The sequence below is a fragment of the Streptomyces sp. CO7 genome (genome assembly GCF_053474865.1).
Genome location: NZ_JBRIOU010000005.1, coordinates 102,712 through 115,114, shown reverse-complemented (window position 1 = coordinate 115,114; position 12,403 = coordinate 102,712). Strand labels below are relative to the sequence as shown.

The 12,403-nt window shown below is 70.7% G+C and carries 16 protein-coding genes and 1 tRNA gene; 8 read left to right on the top strand and 9 right to left on the bottom strand.

Going from position 1 to position 12,403, the window contains the following annotated elements:
* The 4 genes from ACOV8S_RS18840 to ACOV8S_RS18825 form a co-directional block, all read left to right on the top strand.
* Positions 1 to 514: GDSL-type esterase/lipase family protein (locus tag ACOV8S_RS18840; protein ID WP_448318978.1), on the top strand; the 514-nt coding region annotated here is incomplete at its 5' end.
* Between the two features lie 115 nt (positions 515 to 629).
* A complete protein-coding gene (locus ACOV8S_RS18835; protein WP_448318977.1) occupies positions 630 to 1,277 on the top strand; it encodes an HNH endonuclease signature motif containing protein in 648 nt (215 codons plus the stop codon).
* Positions 1,274 to 1,954, top strand: coding sequence for an HNH endonuclease (locus ACOV8S_RS18830; RefSeq protein ID WP_448318976.1), 681 nt, complete (start codon positions 1,274 to 1,276; stop codon positions 1,952 to 1,954). The genes ACOV8S_RS18835 and ACOV8S_RS18830 overlap by 4 nt, the downstream gene beginning before the upstream one ends.
* 9 nt (positions 1,955 to 1,963) lie before the next feature.
* Positions 1,964 to 2,047: transfer RNA gene (locus tag ACOV8S_RS18825), tRNA-Leu, on the top strand.
* A gap of 57 nt (positions 2,048 to 2,104) precedes the next feature.
* Here ACOV8S_RS18825 and rdgB read toward each other — a convergent pair.
* Positions 2,105 to 2,707, bottom strand: a complete 603-nt coding sequence (gene rdgB / locus ACOV8S_RS18820; RefSeq protein WP_448318975.1) for an RdgB/HAM1 family non-canonical purine NTP pyrophosphatase — start codon at positions 2,705 to 2,707, stop codon at positions 2,105 to 2,107.
* A 60-nt stretch (positions 2,708 to 2,767) separates the two neighbouring features.
* Here rdgB and rph point away from each other — a divergent pair, with 60 nt between their 5' ends.
* Complete coding sequence (gene rph / locus ACOV8S_RS18815; RefSeq protein ID WP_448318974.1) at positions 2,768 to 3,499, top strand: ribonuclease PH; 732 nt, start codon at positions 2,768 to 2,770, stop codon at positions 3,497 to 3,499.
* Between the two features lie 129 nt (positions 3,500 to 3,628).
* Positions 3,629 to 4,045, top strand: a complete 417-nt coding sequence (locus ACOV8S_RS18810; protein ID WP_448318973.1) for a hypothetical protein — start codon at positions 3,629 to 3,631, stop codon at positions 4,043 to 4,045.
* A gap of 57 nt (positions 4,046 to 4,102) precedes the next feature.
* On the opposite strand, the gene ACOV8S_RS18805 is transcribed toward ACOV8S_RS18810, so the two are convergent.
* From ACOV8S_RS18805 to clpS, 8 genes are all read right to left on the bottom strand, one after another.
* Positions 4,103 to 4,855, bottom strand: a complete 753-nt coding sequence (locus ACOV8S_RS18805; protein WP_448318972.1) for an MBL fold metallo-hydrolase — start codon at positions 4,853 to 4,855, stop codon at positions 4,103 to 4,105.
* 275 nt (positions 4,856 to 5,130) lie between these two features.
* Positions 5,131 to 6,081 carry a PLP-dependent cysteine synthase family protein gene (locus tag ACOV8S_RS18800; protein WP_448318971.1) on the bottom strand — a complete coding sequence of 317 codons (951 nt, stop codon included), beginning with the start codon at positions 6,079 to 6,081 and terminating at the stop codon, positions 5,131 to 5,133.
* A 20-nt stretch (positions 6,082 to 6,101) separates the two neighbouring features.
* Complete coding sequence (locus tag ACOV8S_RS18795; RefSeq protein WP_351114229.1) at positions 6,102 to 6,380, bottom strand: MoaD/ThiS family protein; 279 nt, start codon at positions 6,378 to 6,380, stop codon at positions 6,102 to 6,104.
* Between the two features lie 143 nt (positions 6,381 to 6,523).
* Positions 6,524 to 6,625 (bottom strand): putative leader peptide, encoded by a 102-nt coding sequence (locus ACOV8S_RS18790; protein ID WP_351114230.1) that lies wholly within the window; start codon positions 6,623 to 6,625, stop codon positions 6,524 to 6,526.
* A 107-nt stretch (positions 6,626 to 6,732) separates the two neighbouring features.
* Positions 6,733 to 7,164, bottom strand: a complete 432-nt coding sequence (locus ACOV8S_RS18785) for a Mov34/MPN/PAD-1 family protein (RefSeq protein WP_448318970.1) — start codon at positions 7,162 to 7,164, stop codon at positions 6,733 to 6,735.
* Between the two features lie 132 nt (positions 7,165 to 7,296).
* The gene (locus ACOV8S_RS18780) at positions 7,297 to 8,748 is read right to left on the bottom strand and encodes an amino acid permease (protein WP_448318969.1); all 1,452 of its coding nucleotides are present in this window, start codon (positions 8,746 to 8,748) and stop codon (positions 7,297 to 7,299) included.
* A 386-nt stretch (positions 8,749 to 9,134) separates the two neighbouring features.
* Complete coding sequence (locus ACOV8S_RS18775) at positions 9,135 to 9,761, bottom strand: DUF2017 domain-containing protein (RefSeq protein WP_448318968.1); 627 nt, start codon at positions 9,759 to 9,761, stop codon at positions 9,135 to 9,137.
* A 60-nt stretch (positions 9,762 to 9,821) separates the two neighbouring features.
* Positions 9,822 to 10,145 carry an ATP-dependent Clp protease adapter ClpS gene (clpS, locus tag ACOV8S_RS18770; protein WP_351114234.1) on the bottom strand — a complete coding sequence of 108 codons (324 nt, stop codon included), beginning with the start codon at positions 10,143 to 10,145 and terminating at the stop codon, positions 9,822 to 9,824.
* A 105-nt stretch (positions 10,146 to 10,250) separates the two neighbouring features.
* Here clpS and ACOV8S_RS18765 point away from each other — a divergent pair, with 105 nt between their 5' ends.
* Entirely contained in the window at positions 10,251 to 11,582 is a 1,332-nt protein-coding gene (locus ACOV8S_RS18765) for a nicotinate phosphoribosyltransferase (protein ID WP_448318967.1), read from the top strand.
* A 99-nt stretch (positions 11,583 to 11,681) separates the two neighbouring features.
* Entirely contained in the window at positions 11,682 to 12,281 is a 600-nt protein-coding gene (locus tag ACOV8S_RS18760) for an isochorismatase family protein (RefSeq protein ID WP_448318966.1), read from the top strand.
* Positions 12,282 to 12,403 lie beyond the last annotated feature (122 nt).

Here is a 12,403-nt window from a genome sequence, read left to right as displayed (position 1 = left end):
CGCGGGCCTCAGCGGCAACCAGCTCCTCACCGACGGCGTCGGCCGCCCCGCCGACAGCCCCAGCGGCCTCAACCGCTTCCAGCGCGACGCGCTCTCCCGCCCCAACACCAAGGCGATCGTCGTCGTCCTCGGCATCAACGACATCCTCCGCGACCCCGACGGCACCCCCGACCCCGCCGCCATCACCCAGGGCCTGCGCACCCTGGTCTCCCGCGCCCACGCCCGGGGCATCCCGGTCGTCGGGGCCACCCTGATGCCGTTCGAGGGCCACCTGGGCTACGACGGGGTCCGCGAGACGGCCCGTCAGGCCGTCAACACCGAGATCCGCGCCGGCGGCGTCTTCGACGCGGTCGTCGACTTCGACAAGGCCCTGCGCGACCCCTACGCCCCGCGCCGCCTCGACGGGCAGTACGACAGCGGCGACCACCTGCACCTCAACGACGCCGGCTACCGCCGCATGGCCCAGACCTTCGACCTCACGGCCCTCGAGACCACCGGCACGGCCCGCCTGTGACCGGCGCTCCGCGACACGTCAGTGTTCGCCCATCGGACGTAACCGTCCGATAACCGGTTCGTTGATCCGTACGAGCCGTGCGAACGCGCGCGCGGCAGGAACGGAGGAGACGGTCATGCCGACGGCCAGGATCAGCGACGAGGCCCTGCGGGAGGCGGCGGGGGCGTCGCGGACGCTGACGGAAACGCTGGAGCGACTGGGGGTGGAGACGCGGGGCAGCAGTCGGAACTATCTGCGCCAGCGCATGCGGCGACTGGGGATCGACACCTCGCGGTTCGAGCGGGAGGTGAAGTGGTCGAGGCAAATCCTGCAGGACGCCGTGTCCGGGTCGCGCACCATGGCCGAAGTTCTGCAACGGCTCGGGCTCGACCGGGTGGGCGACAACCACACCTACATCAGCCGCCGCCTGCGCCTGTACGGCATCGACACCTCGCACCTCGACCGGTCCTCGCACCCCAGCGCGCGAGTGCCGCGGCAGCGGCACCCGGATTGGCCGCTCGTGCTGCAGGAGCCTGAGACGGCGCGGAGGATCAGGAACTCCACACTGCACAGCGCGATGATCGCTGCCGGAATCCCGGAGCGTTGCTCCGACTGCGGCAATCCCGGCGAATGGGAGGGAGAGCCGCTGAAGCTGGAAATCGACCACGTCAACGGAGACTGGCGTGACAACCGGCTGCAGAACCTTCGCTACCTCTGCCCCAACTGCCACGCCACGACGGACACCTACCGCGGGCGGGGCAAGCGAAGGAGCTCCGCGAGGTGACACCCGGTACCGCGTACACACGAGAGCGGCTGGCCGAAGCCGCCGCGCGCTGCTCAAACATGGGCGAAGCGATCGCCCTTCTAGGCGTGAGGCCCTACAGAGGTCTCGGCTCTCACCTCAGAAAGCGCTTCGCCGCGTTCGGCATCGACATCGCCCATTTCGGCAGCCGCCGGAAAGCCGTGCATCCCGGAGAGAAAGCCCTGGCCACAGCGGTGGCCGATGCGATCTCCTACGCGGAAGCGCTGCGCCACCTGGGACTGCCCTGTGATACCACCACACGCCGATGGCTGACCGGGTGGATCCAAGAGGCAGGACTGTCAACTGCGCACTTCCTCGGACAGGGCCACCAGCGAGTCCGGCCGGGCACGAACCCGCAGCTCACAGCCGAGCAGGTACTCGTGCTCCACGACCGCGAGTACCGGACGAGGACCTCGATGCTGCGCCGCGCCCTTGCGGAAATCGGTGTCCGCGAAAGCTGCGCCCGGTGCGGCACGGGGGCCGAGTGGCAGGGCAGACCCATGACTCTGGAAATCGATCACATCAACGGGGACTGGCGCGACGATCGTCGGGAGAACCTCCGGTTGCTGTGCCCGAACTGCCACACGTTGACGGCGACATGGTGCAGAGGCGGACGCAACAACAGGCCAGGGCGGGTTGTGCGGCAGCGGGTACCATGACAGGCGAATGCGGCCGTGTCGTAACTGGCAGCCGAGCTGGGTTTAGGTCCCAGTGGGCGAAAGCCCGTGTGGGTTCGAATCCCACCGGCCGCACACTGAACGGCCTGCGAATCGAAGGTAACGCGGATTCGCAGGCCGTTTTGCGGCCCGTCAGCCCAGCAGCTCCCGGACCACCGGGACGAGCTCCCGGAACGCCTTCCCCCGGTGGCTGATCGCGTTCTTCTCCGCCGCCGTCAGCTCCGCGCAGGTACGGGTCTCGCCCAGGGGCTGGAGGATCGGGTCGTAGCCGAAGCCGTGGGAGCCCGCCGGGGTGAGGCGGAGGGTGCCCTCGAGGCGGCCCTCGACGACGCGTTCGGTGCCGTCCGGGAGGGCGAGCGCGGCGGCGCAGGCGAAGTGCGCCCCCCGGTGCTCCTCGGCGATGTCGGAGAGCTGGGCCAGCAGCAGCTCCAGGTTCGCGAGGTCGTCGCCGTGGCGGCCGGCCCACCGGGCGGAGAAGATGCCGGGCGCGCCGTTCAGGACGTCGACGCAGAGGCCGGAGTCGTCGGCGACCGCGGGGAGGCCGGTGGCCCGGGCCAGGGCGTGGGCCTTGAGGAGGGCGTTCTCGGCGAAGGTGACGCCGGTTTCCTTGACGTCGGGGACCTCGGGGAACTCCTCGGCGCCGACGAGTTCGTGGGCGAGGCCCGCCTCGGCGAGGATGGCGCGGAGTTCGGTGATCTTCCCGGCGTTGCGGGTGGCGAGGACGATGCGGGTCATGGGGTCCAGTATCCCGCCGGCCGTCGGGGCCACGGTCGCGGGGCGGATAGGCTCGGGCACATGTCTCGTATCGACGGCCGTACCCCCGACCAGCTCCGCCCGGTGACCATCGAGCGGGGGTGGAGCAAGCACGCGGAGGGCTCCGTCCTCGTCTCCTTCGGTGACACGAAGGTGTTCTGCACCGCCTCGGTGAACGAGGGCGTGCCGCGCTGGCGCAAGGGCAGCGGCGAGGGCTGGGTCACCGCCGAGTACTCGATGCTGCCGCGTTCGACGAACACGCGTGGCGACCGTGAGGCGGTGCGCGGGCGGATCGGCGGGCGGACGCACGAGATCAGCCGGCTGATCGGCCGTTCGCTGCGCGCGGTGATCGACTACAAGGCGCTGGGCGAGAACACGATCGTGCTGGACTGCGACGTGCTGCAGGCCGACGGCGGGACGCGTACCGCGGCGATCACGGGTGCGTACGTGGCGCTGGCGGACGCGGTGGCGTGGGCGCAGGGCAAGAAGCTGGTGAAGGCGGGGCGGCAGCCGCTGACCGGGACGGTGTCGGCGGTGTCGGTGGGCATCGTGGGCGGGGTGCCGCTGCTGGACCTCTGCTACGAGGAGGACGTGCGCGCCGAGACGGACATGAACGTGGTGTGCACCGGTGACGGGCGTTTCGTCGAGGTGCAGGGCACCGCGGAGGCGGAGCCGTTCGCCCGTGAGGAGCTGAACGCGTTGCTGGACCTGGCGGTGGCCGGGTGCGGTGATCTGGCGACGGCGCAGCGGCTGGCGCTGGAGGCCACGCTGTAGGCGTACCGGGCCCTGTCACCCTGCGGGGTGACGGAGGGAACTTCGGCCGGCCGTCGCGCGTCCTTCCTGTCGGGGACGTACGGCGGCCGTCGTGCGCTCCGGCCCCCTACGACAGGAGGACCGGTTTCCATGTCTGCTCCGGCGGCGCGTGCCGCGAGGAAGAGTCGTGCCGCGAAGAGGGTTCCGGCGGTGGTGGCCGTGGTGGCGGCTGCCGCGTTGCTGACCACGGGTTGCGACGCGTTGTCCACCGCTGTGGACTGCGCGAGGACGGCGGCGGCCATATCCGACAGTGTGGCCGAGCTGCAGCAGGCGGTGGAGACGGCGGGCAACGACCCGACGCAGCTGGAGGAGTCGCTGACGGCGATCGACCAGAACCTGGGCGAGCTGGACGACTCGACGGGTGACGCGGACGTCGCGAAGGCGGTGGACGATCTTCAGGCGGGGGTCACCGAGGTCCGCAAATCCGTGGAGGCCGGGGATGCCACGCCGGACATCTCTCCGATCACGGACGCGTCCCGCGAACTGGCGAAGGTCTGTTCTTCTTGACGCACAGCTGACGTTCGGCTGCCGTCCGGCCCGGCCGGTGATCCCCGGCCGGGTGGGTCAGATGTCGTAGACCGCTCCGGCGCGGGCGAGTTCGACCGGGCCCGGGTAGGCGGCGACGGCGGAGTCGAGGTTGGTCTGGGGGTCGGTCCAGGGCGCGATGTGGGTGAGGACGAGCCTGCGGGCTCCGGCGCGGGCGGCGACCTCGCCGGCCTGGGTGCCGTTGAGGTGCAGGTCGGGGATCTGGTCCCGGTCGGCGTCGAAGGCGGCCTCGCAGAGGAAGAGGTCGGTGTCGCGGGCGAGTTCCTCGAGTGCGGGGAGGGGTCCGGTGTCGCCGGAGTAGGTGAGGGACCTGCCGTCGTGCTCGATGCGGATGCCGTAGGCCTCGACGGGGTGGGCCATCAGCTCGGTGTGGACGGTGAAGGGGCCGATCTCGAAGGTGCCGGGCTTGACGGTGTGGAAGTCGAAGACCTCGCTCATCGAGCTGGCCGAGGGGGTGTCGGCGTGCGCGGTGGTGAGGTGGTGTTCGGTGCCTTCGGGGCCGAACACCGGGATGGGTTCGCAGCGGCCGCCGTCGGGCCGGTAGTACCGGACGACGAAGTAGGCGCACATGTCGATGCAGTGGTCGGCGTGCAGGTGGCTGAGGAAGATCGCGTCCAGGTCGTACAGGCCGGTGTGTCGCTGCAGCTCGCCGAGGGCGCCGTTGCCCATGTCGAGGAGCAGCCGGAAGCCGTCGGCCTCGACGAGGTAGCTCGAGCAGGCCGATTCCGTGGAGGGGAACGACCCCGAGCAGCCGACGACGGTGAGCTTCATGGAGCGGGAACCTCCGTGGGCGGGCGGTGGGACGACGGCGGTGGGACGACGGGGCTCGTGCGGTCCGTCGAGACTAAGCCGCCGGGACGTCCGTGGCTCCTCGCGGAGGCTCCGTTGTGGGGGAACTCACCTGCCTTGTCACCGGTTCGGCTGGTCGTGGGGCACATGGGGCGCGTGGGGGCGTACGGCGGCGGGGGGCGCCCCTCGTAAGGGGTGCCGGCCGCCGTGTGACAGGTGTGTCGCGTGTGCCCCGGTGGGCCGGACGGGTCCGCGGGTCAGGCCCAGAGCTGGCCGTGGAGCGTGGCGATGGCTTCTTCGCTGGTGGCGGCGGTGTAGACGCCGGTCGACAGGTACTTCCAGCCGCCGTCGGCGACGACGAAGGCGATGTCGGCGTCCTCGCCCGCCTGGAGGGCCTTCTTGCCGACGCCGATGGCGGCGTGCAGGGCGGCTCCGGTGGAGACGCCGGCGAAGATGCCCTCGAACTGGAGCAGCTCGCGGGTGCGCACGACGGCGTCCTCGGAGCCGACCGAGTAGCGGGTGGTGAGCACGGAGGCGTCGTAGAGCTCGGGGACGAAGCCCTCGTCGAGGTTGCGCAGGCCGTAGACCAGGTCGTCGTAGCGCGGCTCGGCGGCGACGATCTTGACGTCGGGCTTGTGTTCACGCAGGTAGCGGCCGACGCCCATGAGGGTGCCGGTGGTGCCGAGGCCGGCGACGAAGTGGGTGATCGAGGGCAGGTCCTCGAGGATTTCCGGGCCGGTGGTGGCGTAGTGGGCGCCGGCGTTGTCCGGGTTGCCGTACTGGTAGAGCATCACCCAGTCGGGGTGCTCGGCGGCGAGTTCCTTGGCCTTGCGGACGGCGGTGTTGGAGCCGCCGGCGGCGGGGCTGGGGATGATCTCGGCGCCCCACATGCCGAGCAGGTCGCGCCGTTCCTGGGAGGTGTTCTCCGGCATGACGCACACCATGCGGTAGCCCTTGAGCTTGGCCGCCATGGCGAGCGAGATGCCGGTGTTGCCCGAGGTGGGCTCCAGGATGGTGCATCCGGGGGTGAGGCGTCCGTCCTTCTCGGCCTGTTCGATCATGTGGAGCGCGGGGCGGTCCTTGATCGAGCCGGTCGGGTTGCGGTCCTCGAGCTTCGCCCAGATGCGGACGTTCTCGGACGGGGAGAGCCGCGGCAGGCGCACCAGCGGGGTGTTGCCCACCGCGGCGATCGGGGAGTCGTAACGCATGTCTGGGCCGGCCCGGCCGCTCAGACCATTCCGCCGGCCACGGCCGGGAGGATGGTGACGTTGTCGCCGTCGTTGAGCTTGGTGTCGATGCCGTCGAGGAAGCGGACGTCCTCGTCGTTGAGGTAGACGTTGACGAAGCGGCGCAGCTGCTCGCCGTCGACGATGCGGGCCCGGATGCCGGGGTGGCGGGACTCGAGGTCCGTGATGAGCGTGCCGAGGGTGTCGCCGGTGCCCTCGACGGCCTTCTGCCCGTCGGTGTACTGGCGGAGGATGGTGGGGATGCGGACCTCGATGGCCATGTCAGGGCTCCTGTCGGTGGTGGTGCTGCGGGTGGCTGTGCTGCGGGTGGCTGTCGGGGCGGCGGCCCGTGGCTGGTCGGGCGGCGCCCCGGGCCGGGGGCCTTCCGGGCCGCCCCGGGGACGGCGGCTCACCAAGGGCGCGGTCAGCGCGGACAGAGGGCGCTGTTGAGGCGGCACAGGTCGACGTGCAGCCGCGCCACGAGCAGGGTGCCCGGCGTCTTCTCGCTCACGTCGTGGAAAACCATGCGGTCATCGTATCGATTCCCGAGGACCGGGCCGACAGTGCGTCTCGCTCTGCGGTCGATCCGGCCAGTATGCGGACATCCGGCCATGGTGGGGACGAATCCGCAGGTCAGGCGGCCGGGTAGGCGTCCACGACCTGGACGGGCTCTTCGGTGACTTCGCCGTCGACGATGCGGTAGGAGCGGAACTGGAAGTCGCCGAGGCCGTCGGCGTCGGCCGTGGAGACCAGCACGTAGTGGGCGCCGGGCTCGTTGGCGTAGGAGATGTCGGTGCGCGAGGGGTAGGCCTCGGTGGCGGTGTGGGAGTGGTAGATGACGACCGGTTCCTCGTCGCGGTCGTCCATTTCCCGGTACAGCTTCAGCAGGTCCTGGCTGTCGAACTCGTAGAAGGTGGGCGAGCGGGCGGCGTTGAGCATGGGGATGAACCGCTCCGGCCGGCCGGAGCCCACCGGGCCGGCGACGACGCCGCACGCCTCGTCGGGGTGGTCCCGGCGGGCGTGCTCGACGATTCTGTCCACGAGGGCCTGGGTGATGGTCAGCATGGCGGCAGGATATGTCGTACCGGAACGGGGACCGGCCCCGCTTCTCGCGTGGCGAGACGGCGGGGCCGGTATGCGGGACCGGGCGGGCCGGTTCCTGTGGGGCGGCTGGGCCGACCCGGTGGTGCGGAGGGGTCAGCCGACCTTGTCGAGCACGGGCTCGCGGCGGCGGGTGACCTCGGGGTTGCGGGACTTCAGGACCAGCCAGCCGATGCCGAGCGCGATGGCCCAGCCGCCCATCACGTAGAGGCAGATCCGGGAGTCCGCGTCGAGCGCGATCATCACGGTCACCATGAGCAGGAACACGATGGCGATCCAGCTGGAGATCGCGCCGCCGGGCGCCGGGAAGGACGAAGCGGGCAGGCGGCCCGCGGCGACCGCGCGGCGGTAGAGGACGTGGCTGATGCAGATCATCAGCCAGGTCCAGATGCCGGCCGCGGTGGCGACGGAGGTGACGTAGCCGAAGGCCTTCTCCGGGACGACGTAGTTGAGGACGACGCCGATGCCCATGAGCAGGACGGAGACGGTGATGCCGACGGCCGGGGTCTTGGTGGAGGACAGCTTGTTGAAGACCTTGGGGGCCTCGCCCTTGTCCGCCAGGTTGCGCAGCATGCGGCCGGTGGAGTACATGCCGGAGTTGCAGGAGGACAGTGCCGCGGTGAGCACCACGAAGTTGACGATGGCCGCGCCGGCCGGGATGCCGATCTTGGCGAAGGCGGCGACGAACGGGCTCACGCCGGGCGCGAACTCGGTCCACTTGACCACGCACAGGATGACGGTCAGGGCGCCCACGTAGAAGAGGGCGATGCGCCACGGCAGGCTGTTGATGGCCTTGGGCAGGGTCTTCTCGGGGTTCTCCGACTCACCGGCGGTGACGCCGACCAGCTCGACGGCCAGGTAGGCGAACATGACGCCCTGCAGGGTCATCAGCGAGGAGCCGATGCCGTTGGGGAAGAAGCCGTCGATGGCCCACAGGTTGGAGACCGCGGCGGTGTCGCCGGCCGAGCTGAAGCCGAAGGTGAGGACACCCAGACCGATCACGATCATGCCGATGAGGGCGGTGACCTTGACCATGGAGAACCAGAACTCGATCTCGCCGAAGAGCTTGACGGAGATCAGGTTGGCGCCGAACAGGACGACCAGGAAGACCAGGGCCGTGACCCACCGCGGGATGTCGGGGAACCAGTAGTTCACGTAGATGGCGGCGGCCGTGAGCTCGGCCATGCCGGTCACCACCCACATCAGCCAGTACGTCCAGCCGGTGAAGTAACCGGCGAACGGGCCGATGAACTCGCGGGAGTACTCCGCGAAGGAGCCGGAGACGGGGCGGTAGAGCAGCAGCTCACCGAGGGCCCGCATGATGAAGAAGATGATCACGCCGGCGAGGGCGTACATCAGGATCAGGGAGGGGCCGGCCTTGGCGATGTTCGCCCCGGCTCCCAGGAACAGGCCGACGCCGATGGCGCCGCCGATGGCGATCATCTGGACCTGACGGCTGCCGAGCCCTCGCTCGTACCCCTCCTCGGGGGCGTCGCCGCGCACGGCCTCACTGCTGTCGTTCGTCTTCGCGACCTGCGGAGAGGTCATGTTGGTGCGCCTTTCTCCAAGAAACCGGCCCGTCGCGCGTCGTCGTCGACGTGGTGGGCGGGCCGGGCAGTACGTGCCCCGAGGGGGCATGGGGGGAGTTTTTTCCTGCCTGCCGACGGTCGGTCGGCCTGGTGGCGCCGTTCCCGGAGGGCGTGGGTGTGGCCCGCGGGAACGAGAAAGTTGGCTCAAAGGTACGGAGAAGCAGACCGCCGCGCTGTGGGCAACTCCACAACGCGGCGGTGAAATATTCCGAATGTGACCGATTTGCCGTGTCCGGAAATCGGATTTTGCTGTTCGTTTACCGAACGAGGGACAACGGCCGAGGGGCGTCCTTACGCGATCCTTACGGCATCCCCACGGACCGTCCGCCCTGCGTCACTGCGGGCTCACTGCGGCATCAGGGTCTCGACGAGGCTCTCCTGGAGGCCGCCGAGCCACAGGTAGGCCATCACCAGAGGCTTGCGCTCGTCGGTGTCGGGGAGGCGGTAGAGGATCTCGCTGTCCTCCTCGTCGGTGATGTCCAGGCGCGAGGCGATGGCGAGGCGGATGTCGTTGAGCGTTTTCAGCCACTGGACGGACCGCTCGGCGGTCAGCTCGAGGCGGCCTCCGCCCTCACCCCCGCCGTCGCCGCCGGCACCCATCGTCAGCTCGTCGAGGGAGCGGATCACCACGAGGGCGTCCTCGCGCTTGCCGGCCCGCAGGTCGTTCTCGGTGTAGCGGCGGAACTCCGAGGAGTAGGCCTTCGCCTCCTCGGCCTGCTCGGCGGTGTCCGGGAACTTGGCCGGGTCGGTGTAGGCGTCCGGGAAGAGGCGGCGCAGCACCGGGTCGGTGGGCGGTTCGCTGGGGCCGTCGGCGAAGAGTTCGGCGAGCGGGTCGGCGGAGGCGTCCTCGGCGGGGCCGGGGCCGATGAGCTCCAGGAGCTGGGCGGCCAGCGACCGGATGATCGAGATCTCGACGTCGTCGAGTGCGACGGCCGCGCCGCCGCCGGGGAGCGGTTCGAAGGTTCCGGGCATGGGGTGGCAGTTCTTTTCGGCTCGGCGGGCGGTCGGTCCGGTCGCGCGCGGCAGGTGTGACTACCGGCGGTCCTGCTGGAGGGTGGCCCACAGACCGTAGCCGTGCATGGCCTGCACGTCGCGCTCCATCTCCTCGCGGGAGCCGCTGGAGACCACCGCCCGGCCCTTGTGGTGGACGTCCATCATCAGCTTGGTGGCCTTGTCCTTCGAGTAGCCGAAGTACGTCTGGAAGACGTAGGTCACGTAGCTCATCAGGTTGACCGGGTCGTTGTGGACGATCGTGACCCAGGGGACGTCCGGCTCGGGCACGGCGAAGGTCTCCTCCGCCGACTCGGTGCGTTCGGTTTCCATGGGTGCGGGAGCGGGTGACGTCACAACAACCATGCTGCCACCCCGGGTGGGTACCCGCACGGACCGGGTCCCGGGGCGGCGCGAGGCGTCGCCGGGCACTAATCGTCAATTTGACGAGATGGGGGTAGCATCGCTTCTATGAACACAGCGGAGCTCGGGCTGCCGGTCGACGTGCCGTCGACGGCTCTCTTCACCGACCACTACGAACTGACCATGCTGCAGGCCGCCCTGAAGGGCGGGACGGCCGAGCGGCGTTCCGTCTTCGAGGTCTTCACCCGCCGCCTGCCCTCGGGCCGCCGCTACGGCGTGGTCTGCGGCACCGGCCGGGTGCTGGACGCCGTGCGCAACTTCCGCTTCGACGAGGCGCAGCTGGCCTTCCTGCGGGAGCGCCGGGTGGTCGACGACGCGACGCTGGACTGGCTGGCGGACTACCGCTTCGGCGGCAACATCTGGGGCTACCCGGAGGGCGAGGTCTACTTCCCCGGTTCGCCGCTCCTGCGGGTGGAGGGCAGCTTCGCGGAGTGCGTGCTGCTGGAGACGGTGATCCTGTCGATCCTCAACCACGACTCGGCGATCGCCGCGGCGGCGTCCCGGATGGCTGCGGCGGCCGGTGACCGGCCGCTGATGGAGATGGGCGCGCGCCGCACGCACGAGCTGGCGGCGGTCGCGGCCTCGCGGGCGGCGTACGTCGGCGGTTTCTCCTCCACCTCGGACCTGGCGGCCGGCTTCCGTTACGACATCCCCACCATCGGCACCAGCGCGCACGCCTTCACCCTGGTCCACGACTCGGAGCGGGACGCCTTCACCGCGCAGGTCGATTCGCTGGGGCGCGGCACCACGCTGCTGGTGGACACCTACGACGTCGCCGAGGCGGTCGCGCTGGCGGTGGAGGTGGCGGGTCCGGAGCTGGGCGCGGTGCGGATCGACTCCGGCGACCTGCTGCTGGTGGCGCACCGGGTGCGGCAGCAGCTGGACACGCTGGGCGCGCGGGACACCCGGATCGTGGTGACCTCCGACCTGGACGAGTACGCCATCGCCTCGCTGGCGGCCGCGCCGGTGGACGCGTACGGCGTGGGCACGCAGCTGGTGACCGGGTCGGGGCACCCGACGGCGTCGATGGTCTACAAGCTGGTGGCCCGTGCGGTCTCCGCGGACGCCGACGCGCCGCTGGAGCCGGTGGCGAAGCGTTCCGGCGGCGGCAAGCAGACGCTGGGCGGCCGCAAGTGGGCCGCGCGCCGCTACGACGCGTACGGGGTGGCGGAGGCGGAGGTGATCGGCACCGGGGAGGTTCCCGAGGAGCTGGCCGGCTCGCAGCTGCTGGTGGAGCTGGTGCGCGGGGGCGAGGTCGTGGGGCGGGAGCCGCTGGAGGCCGCGCGTGAGCGGCACGCGGCGGCGCGGGCCTCGCTGCCGATGTCCGCGACGCAGCTGTCGCGGGGGGAACCCGTCATTCCGACGGAGTACGCCGTCTGACGACGTGCGGCGGTGGCGGCGGACGGGTATGCAGCAGCCGTCGGTGCGTGAAGCTTTTTCGTTGTCTTCATACGAGGGTCGAAGGGTTGGTACGGGGCGATGCGTCGAGCGTTGATCGTGGTGGACGTGCAGAACGACTTCTGCGAGGGCGGCAGCCTCGCGGTCTCCGGCGGGGCGGACGTCGCCGCGGCGATCACGGAGCTGATCGGCCAGGCGGGCCAGGCGGGGGCGTACCAGCACGTGGTGGCCACGCGTGACCATCACGTCGCGCCGGGCGGGCACTTCGCGGACGACCCTGATTTCGTGAACTCCTGGCCGGCGCACTGCGTGGCGGGGACCGAGGGTGTGGGGTTCCACCCGAACTTCACGCCGGCGGTCACCTCGGGGGCGGTGGACGCGGTCTTCGACAAGGGCGCCTACGCGGCCGCGTACAGCGGGTTCGAGGGGGCCGACGAGAACGGCGTGGGGCTCGCGGAGTGGCTGCGGGCGCGGGACGTCGAGGAGGTCGACGTCGTCGGCATCGCCACCGACCACTGCGTGCGGGCGACGGCCCTGGACGCGGTGAAGGCGGGCCTGCGCACCCGGGTGCTGCTGCCGCTGACGGCGGGCGTCGCCCGCGCCACCACCGACCGGGCCCTGGAGGAGCTCCGGCTGGCCGGCGTTGACCTGACGGGCGAGCCGGTCGTCGCGGGCGGCTGACGCGACCGACGCCCGGCGACGCCCCTGCCGGGGCGCGGGCCCCGGGGTCCGCGAGACCCGAAGGGCCCGGAGCACGGGTCCCGGGGGGCCGGGGGCCCGGAGCACGGGTCCCGGGGGCCAGG

What these genes read in the sequence shown, in the direction of transcription:
- ACOV8S_RS18810 (WP_448318973.1), top strand. Translation starts at nt 3,629, where the DNA reads ATGTCTGCTCCGGCGGCGCGTGCCGCGAGGAAGAGTCGTGCCGCGAAG.
- ACOV8S_RS18790 (WP_351114230.1), bottom strand. Translation starts at nt 6,625, where the DNA reads ATGGTTTTCCACGACGTGAGCGAGAAGACGCCGGGCACCCTGCTCGTG.
- ACOV8S_RS18805 (WP_448318972.1), bottom strand. Translation starts at nt 4,855, where the DNA reads ATGAAGCTCACCGTCGTCGGCTGCTCGGGGTCGTTCCCCTCCACGGAA.
- ACOV8S_RS18835 (WP_448318977.1), top strand. Translation starts at nt 630, where the DNA reads ATGCCGACGGCCAGGATCAGCGACGAGGCCCTGCGGGAGGCGGCGGGG.
- ACOV8S_RS18760 (WP_448318966.1), top strand. Translation starts at nt 11,682, where the DNA reads ATGCGTCGAGCGTTGATCGTGGTGGACGTGCAGAACGACTTCTGCGAG.
- rph (WP_448318974.1), top strand. Translation starts at nt 2,768, where the DNA reads ATGTCTCGTATCGACGGCCGTACCCCCGACCAGCTCCGCCCGGTGACC.
- ACOV8S_RS18785 (WP_448318970.1), bottom strand. Translation starts at nt 7,164, where the DNA reads ATGCTGACCATCACCCAGGCCCTCGTGGACAGAATCGTCGAGCACGCC.
- ACOV8S_RS18765 (WP_448318967.1), top strand. Translation starts at nt 10,251, where the DNA reads ATGAACACAGCGGAGCTCGGGCTGCCGGTCGACGTGCCGTCGACGGCT.
- clpS (WP_351114234.1), bottom strand. Translation starts at nt 10,145, where the DNA reads ATGGTTGTTGTGACGTCACCCGCTCCCGCACCCATGGAAACCGAACGC.
- ACOV8S_RS18800 (WP_448318971.1), bottom strand. Translation starts at nt 6,081, where the DNA reads ATGCGTTACGACTCCCCGATCGCCGCGGTGGGCAACACCCCGCTGGTG.
- rdgB (WP_448318975.1), bottom strand. Translation starts at nt 2,707, where the DNA reads ATGACCCGCATCGTCCTCGCCACCCGCAACGCCGGGAAGATCACCGAA.
- ACOV8S_RS18795 (WP_351114229.1), bottom strand. Translation starts at nt 6,380, where the DNA reads ATGGCCATCGAGGTCCGCATCCCCACCATCCTCCGCCAGTACACCGAC.
- ACOV8S_RS18775 (WP_448318968.1), bottom strand. Translation starts at nt 9,761, where the DNA reads ATGCCCGGAACCTTCGAACCGCTCCCCGGCGGCGGCGCGGCCGTCGCA.
- ACOV8S_RS18780 (WP_448318969.1), bottom strand. Translation starts at nt 8,748, where the DNA reads ATGACCTCTCCGCAGGTCGCGAAGACGAACGACAGCAGTGAGGCCGTG.